At 68.0% G+C, this 17,792-nt stretch carries 20 protein-coding genes; 12 read left to right on the forward strand and 8 right to left on the reverse strand.

Annotated elements, in window-relative coordinates; genetic code table 11:
- Window positions 1-417: 417 nt before the first annotated feature.
- Entirely contained in the window at window positions 418-1,377 is a 960-nt protein-coding gene (locus AB0J95_RS41315; protein WP_364770595.1) for a 4-hydroxy-3-methylbut-2-enyl diphosphate reductase, read from the reverse strand.
- A gap of 80 nt (window positions 1,378-1,457) precedes the next feature.
- On the opposite strand from AB0J95_RS41315, the gene AB0J95_RS41320 reads away from it, so the two are divergent.
- Genes AB0J95_RS41320 through AB0J95_RS41335 form a run of 4 tightly spaced genes read left to right on the forward strand, consistent with a single transcriptional unit; the run spans window position 1,458 to window position 3,841 of the window.
- Window positions 1,458-1,994 (forward strand): lipid droplet-associated protein, encoded by a 537-nt coding sequence (locus AB0J95_RS41320; protein WP_364770597.1) that lies wholly within the window; start codon window positions 1,458-1,460, stop codon window positions 1,992-1,994.
- Window positions 1,991-3,262, forward strand: a complete 1,272-nt coding sequence (gene xseA, locus AB0J95_RS41325) for an exodeoxyribonuclease VII large subunit (protein WP_364770599.1) — start codon at window positions 1,991-1,993, stop codon at window positions 3,260-3,262. The genes AB0J95_RS41320 and xseA overlap by 4 nt, the downstream gene beginning before the upstream one ends.
- The gene (locus AB0J95_RS41330; protein ID WP_364770601.1) at window positions 3,252-3,632 is read left to right on the forward strand and encodes a sugar ABC transporter substrate-binding protein; all 381 of its coding nucleotides are present in this window, start codon (window positions 3,252-3,254) and stop codon (window positions 3,630-3,632) included. The genes xseA and AB0J95_RS41330 overlap by 11 nt, the downstream gene beginning before the upstream one ends.
- Complete coding sequence (locus AB0J95_RS41335; protein ID WP_364770603.1) at window positions 3,629-3,841, forward strand: exodeoxyribonuclease VII small subunit; 213 nt, start codon at window positions 3,629-3,631, stop codon at window positions 3,839-3,841. The genes AB0J95_RS41330 and AB0J95_RS41335 overlap by 4 nt, the downstream gene beginning before the upstream one ends.
- A 614-nt stretch (window positions 3,842-4,455) precedes the next feature.
- Here the strand turns inward: AB0J95_RS41335 and AB0J95_RS41340 are convergent.
- Window positions 4,456-5,046, reverse strand: a complete 591-nt coding sequence (locus tag AB0J95_RS41340) for a DUF4245 domain-containing protein (protein ID WP_364770605.1) — start codon at window positions 5,044-5,046, stop codon at window positions 4,456-4,458.
- Between the two features lie 91 nt (window positions 5,047-5,137).
- Between AB0J95_RS41340 and glpX the strand changes: the two genes are divergently transcribed.
- The 4 genes from glpX (at window position 5,138) to AB0J95_RS41360 (ending at window position 8,317) form a co-directional block, all read left to right on the forward strand.
- Window positions 5,138-6,175 carry a class II fructose-bisphosphatase gene (gene glpX, locus AB0J95_RS41345; RefSeq protein WP_364770607.1) on the forward strand — a complete coding sequence of 346 codons (1,038 nt, stop codon included), beginning with the start codon at window positions 5,138-5,140 and terminating at the stop codon, window positions 6,173-6,175.
- Between the two features lie 101 nt (window positions 6,176-6,276).
- On the forward strand, window positions 6,277-6,987 hold the full coding sequence (locus AB0J95_RS41350) for a serine protease (protein WP_364770609.1): 711 nt from the start codon (window positions 6,277-6,279) through the stop codon (window positions 6,985-6,987).
- 100 nt (window positions 6,988-7,087) lie between these two features.
- The gene (locus tag AB0J95_RS41355; protein WP_364770611.1) at window positions 7,088-7,732 is read left to right on the forward strand and encodes a L,D-transpeptidase; all 645 of its coding nucleotides are present in this window, start codon (window positions 7,088-7,090) and stop codon (window positions 7,730-7,732) included.
- A gap of 75 nt (window positions 7,733-7,807) precedes the next feature.
- Window positions 7,808-8,317 carry a L,D-transpeptidase gene (locus tag AB0J95_RS41360; protein ID WP_364770613.1) on the forward strand — a complete coding sequence of 170 codons (510 nt, stop codon included), beginning with the start codon at window positions 7,808-7,810 and terminating at the stop codon, window positions 8,315-8,317.
- Here AB0J95_RS41360 and AB0J95_RS41365 read toward each other — a convergent pair.
- On the reverse strand, window positions 8,314-8,724 hold the full coding sequence (locus AB0J95_RS41365; RefSeq protein ID WP_364770615.1) for a PPOX class F420-dependent oxidoreductase: 411 nt from the start codon (window positions 8,722-8,724) through the stop codon (window positions 8,314-8,316). The genes AB0J95_RS41360 and AB0J95_RS41365 overlap by 4 nt on opposite strands.
- A 45-nt stretch (window positions 8,725-8,769) precedes the next feature.
- Here AB0J95_RS41365 and AB0J95_RS41370 point away from each other — a divergent pair, with 45 nt between their 5' ends.
- A complete protein-coding gene (locus tag AB0J95_RS41370; RefSeq protein WP_364770617.1) occupies window positions 8,770-9,234 on the forward strand; it encodes a MarR family transcriptional regulator in 465 nt (154 codons plus the stop codon).
- Here AB0J95_RS41370 and AB0J95_RS41375 read toward each other — a convergent pair.
- The gene (locus AB0J95_RS41375) at window positions 9,231-10,202 is read right to left on the reverse strand and encodes an NAD(P)/FAD-dependent oxidoreductase (protein ID WP_364770618.1); all 972 of its coding nucleotides are present in this window, start codon (window positions 10,200-10,202) and stop codon (window positions 9,231-9,233) included. The genes AB0J95_RS41370 and AB0J95_RS41375 overlap by 4 nt on opposite strands.
- A 78-nt stretch (window positions 10,203-10,280) precedes the next feature.
- Here AB0J95_RS41375 and AB0J95_RS41380 point away from each other — a divergent pair, with 78 nt between their 5' ends.
- Window positions 10,281-11,681: a class II fumarate hydratase gene (locus AB0J95_RS41380; RefSeq protein WP_364770619.1), complete on the forward strand. Its 1,401-nt coding sequence runs from the start codon at window positions 10,281-10,283 to the stop codon at window positions 11,679-11,681.
- A complete protein-coding gene (locus AB0J95_RS41385) occupies window positions 11,678-12,511 on the forward strand; it encodes an NAD(P)-dependent oxidoreductase (RefSeq protein ID WP_364770620.1) in 834 nt (277 codons plus the stop codon). Before AB0J95_RS41380 ends, AB0J95_RS41385 begins: the two co-directional genes overlap by 4 nt.
- On the opposite strand, the gene AB0J95_RS41390 is transcribed toward AB0J95_RS41385, so the two are convergent.
- Window positions 12,496-13,356, reverse strand: a complete 861-nt coding sequence (locus tag AB0J95_RS41390) for a DMT family transporter (protein ID WP_364770621.1) — start codon at window positions 13,354-13,356, stop codon at window positions 12,496-12,498. The two genes, AB0J95_RS41385 and AB0J95_RS41390, sit on opposite strands and share 16 nt — an antisense overlap.
- A gap of 47 nt (window positions 13,357-13,403) precedes the next feature.
- Between AB0J95_RS41390 and AB0J95_RS41395 the strand changes: the two genes are divergently transcribed.
- The gene (locus AB0J95_RS41395) at window positions 13,404-14,783 is read left to right on the forward strand and encodes a PLP-dependent aminotransferase family protein (protein WP_364770623.1); all 1,380 of its coding nucleotides are present in this window, start codon (window positions 13,404-13,406) and stop codon (window positions 14,781-14,783) included.
- A 34-nt stretch (window positions 14,784-14,817) separates the two neighbouring features.
- Here the strand turns inward: AB0J95_RS41395 and AB0J95_RS41400 are convergent, their stop codons facing one another.
- The 3 genes from AB0J95_RS41400 to AB0J95_RS41410 all read right to left on the reverse strand — a co-directional run bounded on the left by AB0J95_RS41400 (window position 14,818) and on the right by AB0J95_RS41410 (window position 17,760).
- Window positions 14,818-15,435: a hypothetical protein gene (locus tag AB0J95_RS41400; RefSeq protein WP_364770711.1), complete on the reverse strand. Its 618-nt coding sequence runs from the start codon at window positions 15,433-15,435 to the stop codon at window positions 14,818-14,820.
- A 322-nt stretch (window positions 15,436-15,757) separates the two neighbouring features.
- The gene (locus tag AB0J95_RS41405) at window positions 15,758-17,254 is read right to left on the reverse strand and encodes a PH domain-containing protein (protein ID WP_364770625.1); all 1,497 of its coding nucleotides are present in this window, start codon (window positions 17,252-17,254) and stop codon (window positions 15,758-15,760) included.
- Complete coding sequence (locus AB0J95_RS41410; RefSeq protein ID WP_364770627.1) at window positions 17,251-17,760, reverse strand: PH domain-containing protein; 510 nt, start codon at window positions 17,758-17,760, stop codon at window positions 17,251-17,253. The genes AB0J95_RS41405 and AB0J95_RS41410 overlap by 4 nt, the downstream gene beginning before the upstream one ends.
- Window positions 17,761-17,792: the final 32 nt, after the last annotated feature.

Here is a 17,792-nt window from a genome sequence, read left to right on the forward strand (position 1 = left end):
AGAACTTGAGCGCGCCGCTGTAGCCGGGACAGTTGGTCCGATACTGACAAACCTGCGCGTTCGAGGGCACGCGGACGGTCAGTCCGGCTTGGGCAAACCTGAGTGGTTCGCGGCATCGAGCCTGAACTCGGGCGCCCTCACTGGCATGCCGAAGGACGCGCCAGAAGTCAGCTCGCGGACGGCATTCCACTAGAGACCACGTGCCGACGCCAAGGGATAACACTGAAGCGCGGCGACCTACGGATCGCCTCGGCCATGTCCGTTATTCCGCAGTCGATGTTCCCGACGCCGACAAGGCCCGCGTCAGGAACATCGGATCGTCCGCATCGGACATGGCTGCTCGCGGTCCTACTCGCCCGCAGCCAAAGGCCACAACGGACCGACCGTGGAGCCACCGCAACCGGTAAACCCGAGCGGTTACTTGGTGGGGTTAAGGTCCTTGCGGAGTTCGCGCGGCAGGGCGAAGGCGATCTTCTCGTTCGCGGTGGTGATCTCCTCGACGCTTTCCCAGCCACGCTCGGCCAGGAACGCGAGCACGTCCATCACCAGGTTGTCCGGAACCGAGGCACCGCTCGTCACACCGACGGTCGTGACGCCGTCGAGCCACTCCTCCGCGATCTCGTGGGCGAAGTCGACCAAATAGGACGCCCGCGCGCCCGCCTGCAGCGCGACTTCCACCAGGCGCTTGGAGTTCGAGGAGTTCTGCGAGCCCACGACGATCACCAGGTCGCACTCCGCGGCCATCGCCTTCACGGCCACCTGGCGGTTCTGCGTGGCGTAGCAGATGTCGTCGCTGGGCGGGTCGGACAGCATCGGGAAACGGGCCCGCAGCTGGTCCACGCGCTCCATCGTCTCGTCCACCGACAAGGTCGTCTGGGACAGCCAGATCACCTTCGACGGGTCACGCACCTGGACCTTGGCCGCGTCCTCGGCGGTGTCGACGAGCTGGATGTGCTCGGGGGCCTCACCGGCCGTGCCCTCGACCTCCTCGTGGCCCTCGTGGCCGATCAGCAGGATGTCGTAGTCGTCGCGGGCGAACCGCTTGGCCTCCATGTGGACCTTGGTCACCAGCGGGCAGGTCGCGTCGATGGTGCGCAGGCCGCGGTCGGCGGCCTTGGTGTGCACCTCGGGGGACACCCCGTGGGCCGAGAAGACCACCAGCGCGCCTTCGGGCACCTCGTCGGTCGAGTCGACGAAGATGGCGCCACGCTCGCGCAGGGTCTCCACCACGTGCCGGTTGTGCACGATCTCCTTGCGCACGTACACCGGCGGCCCATACGTGTCGAGCGCCTTCTCCACGGTGACCACCGCTCGGTCCACACCCGCGCAGTAACCGCGCGGCTTGGCCAGCAGCACCCGTTTGGTCGTATCGCTCATACCTCCCAGGGTACGGGCGTACCCAAAGTGACCTGTGTCCCAGTTGGGTAATCACGCCGGTCTGCGGGAAGCTATGCACCATGACGCCTCTGCCGCTGCCGATCCGTGTCGCCGCCGGGCTCGCCGCCACCGCCGTCGAGCGGGCGCGTGAGCTGCCGGAAAAGCTTGTCGGCCTGCCGGTGACGGTTGCCAGTCAGGCGATGCAGCTGTCCATGCGGGTGCAGCAGCACGTCACCGCGCTGGCGATCAAGGGCGACGAGGCGCTGGCGGCGTTCCGCCCGGTCGAGGAGACCCCCGAATGGGCCACCTTCGACGAGGACATCGACTCCTACGACGTGAGCAAGCCGGAGACCAACGGCCGTGCGCCCGACCCGTGGGAGATGGAGTCCTCCGCGATCTCCGAGGCTGAGGACGCCGTCGAGCCGCCCGCCGGCCTGCCCAACTACGACGAGCTGACCCTGCCGCAGCTGCGGGCCAGACTCCGCGGGTTCTCCCTCGCGGAACTGCAGGAGTTACTGCGTTACGAGGAGGGCAACGCCGCCCGGCCGTCGTTCATCGGCATGCTCACCCGCCGCATCACCTCGGTGTCGGCCGCTTCACCGCCCGAAGAGCAGTGACCGAACAAACAACCGCGGAGCAGCCCTGGCCGGTTCGGACAGTCGCGCGCAAGATCGCCGAGTGGATCAACCGGCTCGGCACGGTCTGGGTCGAGGGACAGGTCACCCAGCTGTCCATGCGCCCTGGCACGCAGACGGCGTTCCTGACGCTGCGCGATCCCGCCGCAGACGTGTCCATGACCGTGACGTGCCCAACGGGCATGCTGCGGGACTTCCAGCCGCCGCTGAGCGAGGGCGCGCGGATCGTCGTGCACGCCAAGCCCACGTTCTTCATGAACCGCGGCACGATCAGCCTGCGCGCGGACGAGATCCGGGCGGTCGGGATCGGTGAGCTGCTCGCGCGGATCGAACGGTTGCGCCGGCTGCTGGCCGCCGAGGGGCTGTTCGACCGGTCCCGCAAACGCCGGCTGCCGTTCCTGCCCAAGACGATCGGCCTGATCACCGGGCGTGCCTCCGCCGCCGAGCGCGATGTGCTGGTGAACGCGCACGCGCGCTGGCCCGCGGTCCAGTTCCGGGTGGAAAACGTTGCGGTGCAAGGAGCTTTGGCGGTGCCGCAGATCCTGGACGCACTGTCCGTTCTGGACAAGGACCCGGCGGTGGATGTGATCGTCATCGCCCGTGGCGGCGGCAGCGTCGAGGATCTGCTGCCGTTCTCGGACGAGACGTTGTGCCGAGCGGTGTCCGATTGCCGCACGCCCGTCGTCAGCGCCATCGGACACGAACCGGACACGCCGCTGCTCGACCATGTGGCCGATCTCCGCTGTTCCACCCCGACCGACGCGGGCAAGCGGGTCGTACCCGATGTGGCAGAAGAAAGCCAACGTATCCGCACGCTCCGCGACCGGGCCCGGCGCGCACTACACGGCTGGGTGGATCGTGAACGTCGTTTGCTCGACCAGCTGCGTTCCCGCCCGGTGCTCGCCGACCCGCTGAAACCGCTGGAAAGGCACGCTGAGCAGGTACGAGTCCTGCGCGACCGGACCCGCCGGGAGATCGTTTCGCGGCTCCGGGACGAACGGGCCCTGATCGACGGGACCAAAGCCCGCTTGACGACCCTCGGTCCAGCCGCCACGCTGGCTCGTGGATACGCGGTTGTGCAATTCGTCACCTCGGATGAGAATCTCAGGGTTCTACGTTCGGTAACCGACGCCTCACCCGGAACCACGCTGCGGGTACGGGTCGGCGATGGTGCCGTGTACGCGACGGTGTCCGAGGAAGCAGTAGATGGGTCAGTTGGACCGGGGAGGGGAGACAGCGATGGCGACTAGGCCGGCCTTCCTTCCATCGACTATGTCCGCGGCCGCGAGCACCGGAGCCGATCTGGTCCGCCGCAGCGCGGAGCAGGCGGATGCCGCGGCGGCCGAGTGCTGGTCGGCCCTGCTGGGCGGATGCGACTCACCGGGGCGCCGGATGTTGCCCGCCAGGCTCCGCGAACTGGCCGACACCACGGCGATCTACGCCGGCACGGCATGGTGGTACGGCGACGGTTCGCGGCTGCGTGTGCGGATAACCCAGGCCCGCGAACGCATCGAGGAAGCGATCGCCGAACGGGACGGCGCCGAGTTCGCCGAGGCATTCGTCGGTTACGACGAGGCCGTCGCCACCGCGGTGGTGCGCGTAGGAAGCATGATCAAGTGACCGACGAGCAACTTGGCTACGAACAGGCCCGCGACGAGCTGCAGGACGTCGTGCAGAAGCTGGAGGCGGGCGGGCTGTCCCTTGAGGACTCCCTCGCCCTCTGGGAACGCGGCGAGGCCCTGGCCAAGATCTGCGACCGCCACCTCGCCGGCGCCCGCGAACGAGTGGAAGCCGCCCTCGCCGCCGCCGAAAAAGAGTCTGGCAACTAACCGCCCGAAACCAATCCGTGCGAACGGCCCACTCGCACGCCTTTCTTCGTGACACCCCCACACCCCTCCCCATAAGCTGGACACGGGGGAGGGCCCGCGCCCCTCGGAACGGGTCCGGCGCCTACCTCCTCGGCACCTTCCGTGACCCGCGTCCCTTGGAACGGATCTGCGCCCCCTTCGTCGAACTCGCACCCTCGGAACGGCTCTGTAGCCGTCTTCTCGGATGCGGAACGGATCCGAGAAGAGTGGCCCTCCTTGAGGGCGACCCGGATTCATGCCGCACACGCCCGTGCTGCATGAGGCAAAGCGGATCCGGGCAGAGTGGCACCGGTTGAGCCAAGAGCCGATCAGATTCCGGATGTCGCGGCGTGTGGCACCGTCTTGCGGCAATCAGGTCCTGGCCTGGGCGGCTCAGTCTTTGGGAACACGGCGACCGGCTGGCGCGCACGGGGTCGAGATTCCATGCACGCCAGTCGACAACCACTGCCTCGCGTCCCTCAGAACGGCCCGGCCGAGGAGGCCCAGTTCGCGTAACCGGATGGGCAGATCCAAGCGGCACGTGTCCCGTACAGATCCGTAGGCCGTCGGGATTCTCAGCCCGTCCAACCTCAGCCTCAGGTCGTGGGGAGGGGTTGGGCGGTTTGGGTGGCTTGGGCGAGGGTTTGGAACTCGTCCGGGGTGCCGTTGCCGGTGATGAGGACTTGGGTGCCCGCCAGTGAGGTGACCCAGGACAGTTCCGTTCCCCTGCCTGGGTACTTCGTCCACTTGGTATCCGCCACGTCCACCGTTCCCTTGGTGTCCGGGGAGATGCCGCCGCCGGCCTCCATCACCACCAATGCGTCGGCGGCCGCCTTGGACTGGCTCAGCCGGAGGTAATTTCCGCCACTGGTGATCCATCCCACGCGCACGGCGGTCGTCGCGTCCGCGCCGGTCCCGATCGGGACGGTGTTCGACGAGTTGGACCGCCAGCCCGCGGGCACCGCTGGGGCGCGCACTGGGAAGTCGACGCGGCGGGCGGCGCCGCTGAGCTCGCGGTTCGCGTCCACCGTGGGCAGCGACGAGGGGTCGATCGTGGGGCCGTTGGGGCTGAACTGGCATCCGCGGGTCAGCCATACGGTCGCACCGATGATGACGAGCAGCACCGCGAGCGACAGGATCATGTCCCTTGCGCTCTGCCGGGCACGGGGCTTTTGTTCGGACGCCACGCCTTCATCGTCGCAGCCGGTGTGACGCGCCGTTACCGCACCCCCGGTCCGATCTGCGAGGATCGATGGGCCGACGAGAAGGAGCGGAAGCATGACGACGCCTGAACTGCCCGACCGCAACCTCGCGCTGGAACTGGTCCGAGTCACTGAGGCCGCGGCGATGTCCGCGGGCCGCTGGGTCGGCCGTGGCGACAAGAACGGCGGTGACCAGGCGGCGGTCGACGCTATGCGCAAGCTGATCAACACCGTGACCATGCAGGGGGTCGTGGTGATCGGCGAGGGCGAGAAGGACGAGGCGCCGATGCTGTTCAACGGCGAGGAGGTGGGCGACGGCACCGGTCCCGCCTGCGACGTCGCCGTGGACCCAATCGACGGCACGACGCTGATGGCCAAGGGCATGCCGAACGCGATCGCCGTGCTCGCGGTGGCCGAGCGCGGGGCGATGTTCGACCCCTCGGCCGTGTTCTACATGGAGAAGCTCGCCGTCGGCCCGGAGGCTGCGGACGTGGTGGACATCACGGCGCCGGTCGCGGAGAACATCCGCCGGGTCGCGAAGGCCAAGCACACCGACGTCTCCGACGTGACCGTCTGCATCCTCGACCGGCCGCGGCACGAGCAGCTCATCGCCGAGGTGCGCAACGCGGGCGCCCGGATCCACTTCATCTCCGACGGTGACGTCGCGGGCGCGATCTCCGCGGCCCGCCCGAACACCGGTGTGGACATGCTGCTGGGCATCGGCGGCACGCCGGAGGGCATCATCGCGGCCTGCGCGCTGAAGTGCATGGGCGGCGCGATCCAGAGCAGGCTGTGGCCGCGGGACGACGCCGAGCGGGCCAAGGCCATCGACGCGGGCCACGACCTCGACCGCGTGCTGGCGACCGACGACCTCGTCTCCGGCGAGAACCTGTTCTTCTGCGCGACCGGGATCACCGACGGCGACCTGCTGCGCGGCGTGCACTACCGATCGGGTGGCTGCACCACCCAATCGATCGTCATGCGGTCCAAGTCCGGAACGGTCCGGATGATCGATGGATTCCACCGGCTGACCAAGCTCCGCGAATACTCCACTGTGGATTTCGACCGCAAGGACAAGATCGACGATGCCGACACGCTCCCGCCGCTGCCCTGACACTTCTCAGTGAATATCGGCTACTAACAGCGATCCGGCCGGGCGGAGGTTCATTCGCCCGCCGGATCGCCGGGCCACGATCGGGTCAGTAGTTTCGAACGGTGCTGCGTACCCTGGTCGCGGGCCTGGCCTTTCTTGCGGTACCCATCGTCGGCGGCAAAGACGCCGACCAGCCCTATCCATTCGCGGCCTCCTTACAGGACGCGGCCGGCATGCATTTCTGCGGCGGCGCCCTGATCAAGCCCGAATGGGTACTCACCGCGGCTCATTGTGTGCAGAACAATCCGCCGAGTGACATGACCGTCCGGGTGGGCAGCAATGACCGGGCGCACGACGGAGAACTCGTCCCCGTTATCAAGGTCCTCCTCCATTCCGCATTCGACGGGGTCCACCCCGGAAACGACATCGCGCTACTGAAACTCGCGATGCCCGCGAAGTCGGCGCCGATTCCGATCGCCCAACAGGTCACTCCCACCACCGCCGTCCGGCTGCTGGGCTGGGGCCAGACCTGCCCCAAGCCGGGAGCGTGCGGTTCGCCGCAAACCTTGCAGCAACTCGACACCACCGTGCTGGCAACGACCGGCTGTCACGACATCGACGGAACCCTCGAACTCTGTACTGACAGTCCGAGCGGGGCCGGCGCCTGCTACGGCGACTCGGGTGGCCCTGAGGTCGTCAAAACCGCCACCGGCTGGGAGCTGGCCGGGTTGACCAGCCGTTCCGGCAACGACAGCTCCGACTGCGGAACGGGACCATCGATATACACGAACGTGGCGGCTTATCAGGACTGGATAGCCCATCAGATGACGTGACCCGACCGAGATCGGGCCGAGACCTCACTCGGCGCAACCTAGGGCTATAACGAACCGTCTTTAGGGTCACAAGGGATCACACCACTGAGGGAGACGGGCAATGCAGGTTCGTAAGCTGGTCATCGGGGCGGCAATCGCCGCGACGGCATTGCTGAGCGCCTGCGGCACCTCGCAGCCGCAGCCGGTCCTGGCCGCGGGCTCACAGAACTCGTCGACCCAGACCACCACGAGCACGACGACCTCCACCACGACGCCGACGACCACCTCGAGCGCCGCGGAGACGTCGACGTCCAGCAGCACGTCGTCCACCACCAAGACGACGACGAAGACCACCACGACCAAGCCGAAGCCCAAGACCACCACGCCGCAGCCGCAGCCCCCGGCGCAGCCGTCCGCGGCGCCGTGCAGTGCCGCCGCCAAGGCGTGCATCTCGTTGTCCACCAACCAGAGCTGGCTGATGGACAATGGCAAGGTCGTCTACGGCCCGGTGAAGATCACCACCGGCCGCCCAGGCCACCTGACGCCGCCCGGCACCTTCAGGGTGCAGTGGAAGGACAAGGACCACAAGAGCAAGGAGTTCAACATGGCTCCGATGCCCTACTCGGTGTTCTTCAACGGCGGCATCGCGTTCCACCAGGGCAGCCTGAGCGTGAAGTCGCACGGCTGCATCCACCTGTCGATGGCCGCGGCGCAGAAGTACTTCGCGTCGCTGAGCGTGGGTGACGTCGTCGAGGTCGTTCGCTAGATCGAAATTCGTCTGCAACCGACCTTCCCTCTGTCGCGTGAGTAAGGCTGACGCGACAAGGGAAGGTCTTTTTTCATGCGACTGGTCATGCTCTGCGCGGCCGCTGGGCTGCTGCTCACCGCCTGTTCCCAGCCGCAGGCGCAGCCGTTGCCGGCTCCGGCACCGACTACCACCGTGGAAACGACCACGGCCACCAGCACACCGTCGCCGGAACCACAGCGTGCCGCTCCACCGGCACCGCCGTGCGGGCCTGAGGTCCGCGCCTGCGTGAGCCTGTCCCAGGACCTCGCGTGGCTGATGAACAACGGTGTCGTGGAGTACGGCCCGGTACCGACCACGCATGGCCGGCCGGGCCAGGAGACCCCGGTGGGCACCTTCAAGGTGGCCTGGAAGGACGCCGAGCACCGCAGCAGCATCTACGGGGACAACATGCCCCATTCGGTGTTCTTCGCCGCCGGAGGTGTTGCGTTCCACGAAGGTTCCCTCACCGACCAGTCACACGGTTGTGTGCACTTGTCCCCCGAAGCGGCGAAGATCTTCTTCGATTCGCTGCCGGTGAAGGCGATCGTTCAGGTGGTCGGCTAACGTGCCCAGCCGTACACCCGGTCCACCGGGATGGTGACGACCAACCGCTTGTCGGCCACCATCGCCGCGCGATACTCGTCCCAGTCCGGGTGCTCCCCGGCGATCGACCGGTAGACGTCGACGAGCGCGTTCACCGTGTCGTCATTGGGATCCGCGGCGACAGCCGACAACTCGGCGGTGCCCTCGGCGACGATGTACCCGTCGTAGCCGGGGGCCGGGACGTAGAAGCTCACCCGGGGATCGCGCCGCAGGTTCTTCACCTTCGCGCGGTCGTCCGTGGTGGAGAACCGGATCACGTTGTCCGCGAACACGAACGACACCGGCGAGAGCTGCGGCCGGCCGTCCCGCTTGATCGTCGCAACGGTGCCATGCCTGTTGTCCTGCAACAACTGCTGAAGTTCAGCCATGTTCCCAACGTACATGACATGTCAACAAACGCTACAGTGGCAGGCATGCCCGAACCGCGTTGGCTCGACGAAGCCGAAGACCGTGCCTGGCGCGGCTACCGGCGGATGTACCTGCTGCTGAACGCGCAGGTCAACCGCGACCTGGCGCAGGATTCCGGCCTGTCCGAACCCGACTACGACGTGCTGTCGGCGTTGTCGGAGACCAAAGGCCACCGCTACCGGCTGACCAAGCTGGCACAGCGGATGTTGTGGTCGCAGAGCCGGTTGTCCCACCACGTCACGCGGATGCAGCAACGCGGCCTGGTCACGCGCGAGGACTGTCCGGAAGACGCGCGCGGAGCCACGATCGTGCTCACCAAGGCCGGCCTGAAGGCGATCCAGCAGGCCGCACCGAGCCATGTCGACTCGGTGCGCAGGCACTTCTTCGACCACCTGACCCGCGAACAGGTCGAGATCCTGGGCGAGGCGACCCACGCCGTGGTCGCCGCCCTGGATCCGCGGAAAACCTAGCCCTCGTTGCTGGAGTGCCCCGGGAACAGGTGCGCTTCGGGGTTCAGCGCCACCGCGATGTTGTTGACGGCGGTCGCGGCCTCGCCGAACCCGGTGGCGATCAGCTTCACCTTGCCGGGGTACTGGGCGACGTCACCGGCCGCGTAGATCATGTCCACCGCGGTCTTGCCGGTGCTGTCCACCTCGATGGCCCGATGGTTCAGCTTCAGCCCCCAGGACTCCAGCGGCCCCAGGTCCGCGGTGAAACCCAGGGCCGCGACGACGACGTCCGCCGGGTGGACGGTGGGCTCGCCGCCCTTCACCAGGATCTCGACCTCACGCACCGTGGGCTCGCCGCGCAGCACGGTCACCTCGGCGTCGGTAATGATCGGCACGCCGAGCGCCTCGACCTGACGCACTGTGGGCGGGTGCGCGCGGAACTTCGCCCGACGGTGTACGAGTTTCACCGATGCGGCGATCGGGTGCAGGGCCAGTGCCCAGTCGAAAGCGGAGTCACCGCCGCCGACCACGACCACGTGCTTGTCGCGGTACACCTCGAGTTCCGGCACGAAGTGGACCATCCCGCGGCCGAGCCAGCCGTCGCCCGCGGGCAGCGGCCGCGGCGTGAACTCGCCGATCCCGGCGGTGATCAGCACGGCACCGGCGTTGACCACGGTCCCGTCGCCGAGACCGACCTCGAACCGCCCGTCGACCGGGGTGAGCGTGTCGGCCTTGCGGCCGAGCAGGTACGTGGGCTTCCACTGCCCGGCCTGCTCGACGAGCGCGTTGACCAGGTCACGCCCGCGCACGGCCGGGAACCCGGCCACATCGAAGATCAGCTTTTCCGGGTACATCGCCGTGACCTGACCGCCCGGCTCGGGCAGCGAGTCCACGACCGCGGTCTTCAGGTCCCGGAAACCCGCGTAGTAGGCGGCGAACAGGCCGGTCGGGCCGGCCCCGACGATGAGAAGGTCGACGTCGGTGGACAAGAAACACCCCCGTGGTGGTGGGAACGATCACGAGCCTACGACGAGCGCTACACCGAGCCTAGGGTGAACACTCGGGGTATGTCTGAAGTTGAGTACCGCGTCGAGCACGACACCATGGGCGAGGTGCGCGTGCCGGTGGACGCATTGTGGCGTGCGCAGACACAGCGAGCGGTGGAGAACTTCCCGATCTCCGGCCGTGGCCTGGAACGGGCCCAGATCCGGGCGCTCGGCCTGCTCAAAGGGGCCGCTGCCAGGGTGAACGAACGGCTGGGCGTGCTGCCCGCCGATCTGGCCGGGGCCATCGCCGATGCCGCGAACGAGGTCGCGGAAGGCTTGCACGACGAGCATTTCCCGATCGACGTCTTCCAGACCGGTTCGGGCACCTCGTCGAACATGAACGCCAACGAGGTCATCGCGACCCTCGCGAGCAGGGCGCTCGGCCGGGACGTGCACCCGAACGACCACGTCAACGCCTCCCAGTCGTCCAACGACACCTTCCCGACGACGATCCACATCGCTGCCACCGAGGCGGTCGCCAAGGACGTCATCCCAGCACTGCGGCACCTAGCGGAATCACTCGAGAAACGGTCCGCCGAGTGGGCCGAGATCGTGAAGTCCGGCCGTACTCACCTGATGGACGCCGTGCCCATCACACTTGGACAGGAGGCCGGGGCGTGGGCCGCGCAGGCTCGCTACGGCATCGAACGCCTCGAGTCCTCGCTGCCCCGGCTGGCGGAGCTGCCGATCGGCGGTACGGCTGTCGGGAGTGGACTCAACGCGCCCGAGGGCTTCGGCGCGCAGGTGTCCGAGGAACTGGCCAAGGCAACGGGTTTGCCGCTCACCGAGGCACGCAACCACTTCGAGGCGCAGGCCACTCAGGACAGTGTCGTGGAGGCGTCCGGCCAGCTCCGGGCGATCGCCGTGTCGTTGTTCAAGATCGCCAACGACATCCGCTGGCTGGGTTCGGGCCCGCGGGCCGGTCTCGCCGAACTGCACCTGCCCGACCTGCAGCCGGGCTCGTCGATCATGCCGGGCAAGGTCAACCCGGTCATCTCCGAGGCGACGATGATGGTCGTTGCCCAGGTCATCGGGAACGACGCCGCCGTCGCGTTCGCCGGCAGCCAAGGGAACTTCCAGCTCAACGTGATGCTGCCGGTGATCGCGCGCAACGTGCTGGAGTCCGCGAAGCTGATCGCCGCGGTCGCCCGGCTGCTGGCCGACAAGGTCGTCGCGGGCATGGAACCCGATGCCGCGCGCGCCCGTGAGTACGCCGAGTCGTCGCCGTCGATCGTGACGCCGTTGAACAAGTACATCGGCTACGAGGAGGCGGCGTCGATCGCCAAACAGTCCTTGAAGGAACGCAAGACCATCCGTGACGTCGTCATCGAACGCGGCCACGTCGAGTCCGGCAAGCTCACGCTGGAGCAGCTCGACGAGGCGCTCGACGTGCTGCGGATGGCCCGTGGAGGCGGCAAATGAGGGTTGCGCTGCTGGGCACCGGCACGATGGGTGCCGGGATGGCCAGGAACATCGCCAGGGCCGGAATCCCGCTGCGGGTATGGAACAGGTCCCGTGAGCGGGCGGAACCGTTGGCGGAACACGGGATCGAGATCGCGGCCACGCCCGCCGAGGCCGTGGACGGCGCTGATCTCGTCATCACCATGCTGTTCGACGCGGCCTCGGTCGAGGAGGCGATGAAGGACGTCCGGCTCGGCCCGGACACGGTGTGGGCGCAGATGAGCACCGTCGGCGTCCAGGACACCGCCCGGCTCGCCGCGACGACCGAGCGGTTTGTCGACGCGCCGGTCCTCGGCACCAAGCAGCCCGCGGAGCAGGGCACGTTGCTGGTCGTCGCGTCCGGCGCCGAGGAGTTCAAACCCGTTGTCACGCCGGTGTTCGACGCGGTCGGCAGCCGGACGATGTGGGTCGGCGACGAGCCGGGCCCGGCCACCAAGCTCAAGCTCGTGGTCAACGGGTGGATGGGCTACCTGATCGCCGGGACCGGGCAGTCCATGTCGTTCGCCGAGGCGCTCGGCCTGGACCCGGCGCTGTTCCTGGAGGCCATCAACGGGGCCGCATCCGACTCGATGGTGGCCCGGCTCAAGGGGTCCGCGATCATCAAGGACGACTTCACGCCGAGCTTCAGCCTGGACGGCGCGGTCAAGGACATGGGCCTGATCGCCGACGCGATGCGCGATGCCGGCGTGGACACGTCGGTGGCCGACGCCGTCGGCGGGATGATGCGCAAGGCGCAGGACCTCGGTCACGGAGAGAAGGACATGATCTCGGTCTATCACGCGTTCAAGTGAACTCGTTCCGCCCTTCGGGATGACAGACCGACGAAGCAGCCGGCGGCGACCACCAGGGCGCCGCCCAACGCGGTGATCGTCAGCGGCTGAGCGCCGACGATCACCGCGACCCCCAGTCCGGACAACGGCATGAGTCCAATGAGGACGCCCACTCGGTCGGCACCCAGACGGCGGACGCCGGTGTACCAGAACGCGAAGGCCACGGCGGTCACCAAGGTGCCCAGTACCAATAACGCCGCGGCCTGCGTCCAGGTTGGCAGGGCCCAGTCGCTTTCCCAGATCGTGACCGTGAAGCCACCGGCTGCCGCACCGATGCAGGCCCATGTGGACGCAGCGACTGCGCCGATCCGCTCCACCACGCCCACACCGGCGAGCGTGAACGTCACTTCGCAGGCCAGCACCAGCAGGGCGAGCAGCAGGCCGGGACCGTGCCACGAACCACCGCCGGTGAGAACGACAACGCCCAGCACCACCACCGCCGCCCCACCCAGCGCTCTGGGGTTCGGGCGTTCCCGGCGCAGGGCGGGCACGAGAATCGCCAGGACCAGCGGGCTGATGCCGATCACCGCCGAGACCAGGCCCGGGGTCGCGTAGCGCTGGGCGATCAGGATGGTCGCGTTGAAGCCGAGCATTCCCGCGCCGACCATGCCGACCAGACCAGGGATGTCTCGTCTGCCTGGCAGCGGTAACCGGCCCTTCTGCCAGATCAGCAACGCGATCGCGCCGATCCCGTACCGGATCGCCTGTCCCAACAGAATGGGGTAACCATCGAGCATCCCGGTGACCGGCACCGAGCCGCCGACCAGCAAGGACGCGACCGCCGCCGACCACATCGCTTTGTTCACCCGATCGAGGGTGCCGCAGATGTGGTCCAGGCTTAAGCTCCACTTCCATGGCTGAGAACTGGACCACTTTGCGGGAGCTGCTGCTCCCGGAGGCGCCGAAGCGGGGCCGGGCCATCGAGTCGGCGCTGCGGGAGGCGATCCGCGACGGCCGCCTGCAACCCGGGACCCGACTGCCCTCGAGCCGCGATCTCGCGGGGCAGCTTGGTGTCGCGCGGGGCACGATCACGGCGGCATATGCGCAGCTCGTGGCCGAGGGGTACTTGCTCGCCAGGCACGGTTCGGGCACGACGGTCGCCTCGATCGACCCCGGCGGCCCCGACATCGGACCGTCGGCCGCGCAGCCTGCGTGGCGGATCGACCTGCGTACGGGAATTCCAGCACTGTCAGCGTTTCCACGCGCGGAATGGGTGTCGGCGACGCGATCCGCGCTGGCGTCACTGACCGACGACGAACTGTCCTACCCGGACCCGGCCGGATTCCTGGGCCTGCGAACGGAACTGGCGAGCTATCTCGGGCGGGTTCGCGCTGTAGCCGCTACACCCGACCAGATCATCGTCACCTATGGTGCCGCGGACATCCTCCGGCTGACGCTCGAACACCTGCGGATGACCGGTCACACGAGCATCGCCGTCGAGGATCCGTGCCACCCAGGTGAACGCGAGATGATTGCGTCCCAAGGACTTGAGGCCGTCCCGGTGCCGGTGGACGACTACGGACTGCGAGTGTCCGATCTGGCGAATACATCCAGTCGGGCGGTCTTTGTCACCGCCGCGCACCAGTTCCCGCTCGGTGTGGTGCTCCATCCGGAGCGACGGCACGCCCTGCTGGAGTGGGCGAGGTCGGTGGACGGCGTGATCATCGAGGACGACTACGACGCCGAACATCGCTACGACCGGCCGGCTCTCGGTGCCCTGCAGGCACTTGACCCACATCGGGTGATTTATCAGGGCAGTGTCAGCAAAGTGCTCTCGCCCGCGCTCCGGCTCGGCTGGGGAGTCGTATCCGATCGTGTGCATCCGGCCATGGTCGCCCGGAAACGGTTGGCCGACATGGGCTGTGCCACCCTGCCGCAGGCCACTCTGGCGTGGATGCTGCGGTCCGGCGGCTACGACCGGCACCTGCGGCGATCCCGTTCGCTGTACCGGAAACGCCGGGACGCGCTACTGGAAGCGTTGGCGCACAAGCTTCCTGACTGGAAGCCGATCGGCATCGCGGCCGGCCTGCACGTTGTGGTCCGGCTGCCACACGGGATCGACGACCGCCTGCTCGCGCAGGCGCTCGCCGCCCGTGGCGTGAACGTCGCGGCCCTCACCGGCTACGCAACAAAAGGCACCTTCCCCGGCCTGGTAGTCGGCTACGCGACGCTCACCCCCGACCGCCTCCGCGCCGCCGTCACGGAGTTCGAGGCCGCTGCCCGCGCCGCGTGAGCATGGCCCACTCACGCGGCGCGACCAGGGGATCTCAGCCGACACGCTCGATGCGCGCCCGCCGGATCAGGAACTTGCCCGGCTCGCGGACCTGTTCGAAGGCCGCGTTGTTGAGCAGGGCACAGCTTCCCGATGCCGAAGTGACCTCGACGGTCGTGGCCTTGTTGTTGTCCAGGTTGGTCACCTTGAGCTTGGTGCCGACCGGGAACTGGTTGCTGGACGCGGCCGGCGCGCCGGCCTCACCCGAAAGTGTCACAGTGGACCCAGCGCAGACGACCTGACCGACAGCGCCACCACCGTTGTTGTTGTTCGCGGGCGGCTTCTGCGCCTGGTTGTTGTTGTTCTGGCCCGCGTTGTTGTTCGCGTTGTTGTTGTTCGCGGGAGCAGCGTTGCCGTTGTCGGCCTTGACGTTCGACGTGCAGCCCGCCGCCTTGCGGCGGGACTGGATCTGGTCGACGACCGCCTGGCGGTTGGCGATCCGCGCGGCCGACTGCGAGTCGGGGTTGGCCTGCTGGCCCGCGATGAAGTTCAGGTTGTTCTTCAGGGCCTGGTCGAGCCCCCCGCAGTCCTCACCGGAAGTCTTGGGCGCGGCCGCGGCGGCGTCGGCCTGCACATTCTTGGTGCACCCCGCGGCCTGGCGGCGGGACTGGATCTGGTCCACGACGGCTTGGCGGTTGGCGATGCGGGCCTCGGACTGGGCGTCCGGGTTGGCCTTCTGGCCGGCGATGAAGTTCAGGTTGTTCTGCAGTGCGGTGTCCAGACCACCACAGTCCTCGGCGGCCTGGCTGTCGCCAGAGCTGAACGCGATCGCGGCGGCCGCGATGCCGCCGACAGCCAGCACAGCGGCAAGGCCGATCACGGCCCGCTTCCGGTGCCGGCCGGTGCTCTTCAACGGGGACATACACCACTCCTCAGGTCCTTACCTGCTCCTCGCTATGAACACGACTAGATAACGGACCTGGTTCAACCAATTTTCAAACTTGCTCGTGGTCCAGGAAGGGCGCCAAAAGCCCAGGTACGGCGGCCGCGGCGAACTCGAGGCCCTCGTCCTGTCCGGCGTAGCGGGCCGAGTACGAACCACTGCCCGCGGCGACGGTGGCCGTGACGGTGACCAGCCTGGGGCGGCGCTGGAAGATCGTCTGTCGGATCTTCCAGCCCACGATCCCGGTCCGCTGGATGGCCACAGTGGTCCTCGGGGTCACGCCCCAGCGCACCACGATGTGTTCGTCGGTCAGGGCATGTCCGAGGCCGCGGTACTCCCCCAGCCCGTTGAGGAAGCCGAGCGGAATGAGCACCAGCAGCAGCTGCCAGATCCAGTCCGGGGTGAGGTCGAACGCGGAGAGAGTGCCCAGCACGGTCGCGGGAACCGCGGATGCGAGCGTGATCCACATGATCAGCCTGCGGGCCGCCGCCCGGGGGTGCCTGCGAAGCTGGATGTCCGTCGGCGCCGGGCGGGCCTTCAGGACTTCCGCGGCGACCTCCGCGACGTCTGCCCTGGGCGCGGGTGGCAGCAGCAGGTCGGCTTCGGCCTCGAACTTCTCGTCCTTGCTGTTGCGCTTGCCCAGGCCGGTCGCGACGGCCTTGACCTTCGCGCCGCCGACCGACCGCAGCAGCAGCGGCTCGTCGATGCGCACCCCGCGCAGCCGTCGCTCCTCGATGGACACCGACCGCTTGTTGATGAGCCCGTACTGGACTCGCAGCGTGCCGCCGTGGCGGGTGAGTTCGAAACCCCAGTAGATGACCGCGTACAGCACGACCGACAGCAGCATGCTCAGGAGCAGCACCACGACCGCGGTGACCGTGATGGTCAGCGCCAGCGGCTCGGTCAGGTACCAGTCGAAGATCCGCTGGACCGGGCCGGTCTCCCAGACCTTCACGCCGATCGTCCGGCCGAGCTGGGTGATACCGCCGATGATCACGACGACGGCGACGAAACCGAGCACCGTCAGCGGGGCGTACCGCAGCCACTTGGTGTCGAACCGGGTGATCGAGCCGTCGCGGACGATCGGCGCGTCGGACCGCATCAGCAGCAGGCGCAGGCTCTCGGCCTCCCGCGTGGACACCGATTCGAGCTTGACCTCGTCCTCCGATTCGGTGACATGCCGCCCGGTGCCGATCGTGACCACGGACAGACCGAACACACGGTGAAAGATGTCCGCGGACATGTCGACCGCCCGGACACGGTCCCTGGCCACTGAACGGTGCTTGCGCGTGACCACGCCGCTGTGGAGTTCGACGTGCGTGTCGGTGATGCGATAGCGGGTGGTCGACCACTTCCACGCGTTGCCCACGAACAGCGCGACGGCGATGCCGACGGTGATGGCCGGTTCCCAGAAGCCGACCTTGTCCCAGCCGCGCACGATGACGATCAGCCCGACCACGCCGACCACCGAGAGCAGCGGGGTCAGCGGGGCGACGAAGATCGTGCGTTTGTCGAGCTGCTGCCAGCCCTTCTCGGTCGTGGTGGTCATGTCGCGTCTCCGGGCGTCGCCTCGGTGATCGCGGTCAGCCGGTCGACCAGCTCGGCGGCCTCGTCCTTGCCCAGGCCACGGATCTTCAACGGCCCCGACGCGGACGCCGTGGTCACGGTGACCGTCGCCAGGCCCAGCGACTGCTGCAGCGGGCCTCGCTCGCTGTCGACGGTCTGGACGCGGGACAGCGGCGCGATCCGCCACTCCCGCACCAGGACCCCCGACTGGACGTAAACGGCCTGTTCAGTGACCTCCCAGCGGTGCGCGCGGTACTGCAGGCGCGGCTCGATGAGCAGGTCGGCGACGGCCACCACAGCCAGGCCTGCCAGCAACAACACCATCCACAGCGGGCTGTCCGCGAAGAACTGCCCGATCCCCAGGCCCACCAACAGGACTACCCAGAACACCGCGCTCTGCGCCGCCCACCACAGCACGGCCCGGGGATGGACCTGGTTGGCGGGTGGGCGCATGCGCAGCTGGAGCCGGTGGGCGATCGCTTCACTCACATCCGCCACTATGCCCGGCCTGCGGAGTGGCG

Origin of the sequence: Actinocrispum sp. NPDC049592 (assembly GCF_040675465.1) — a bacterium.
Taxonomy (GTDB): Bacteria; Actinomycetota; Actinomycetes; order Mycobacteriales; family Pseudonocardiaceae; genus Kibdelosporangium.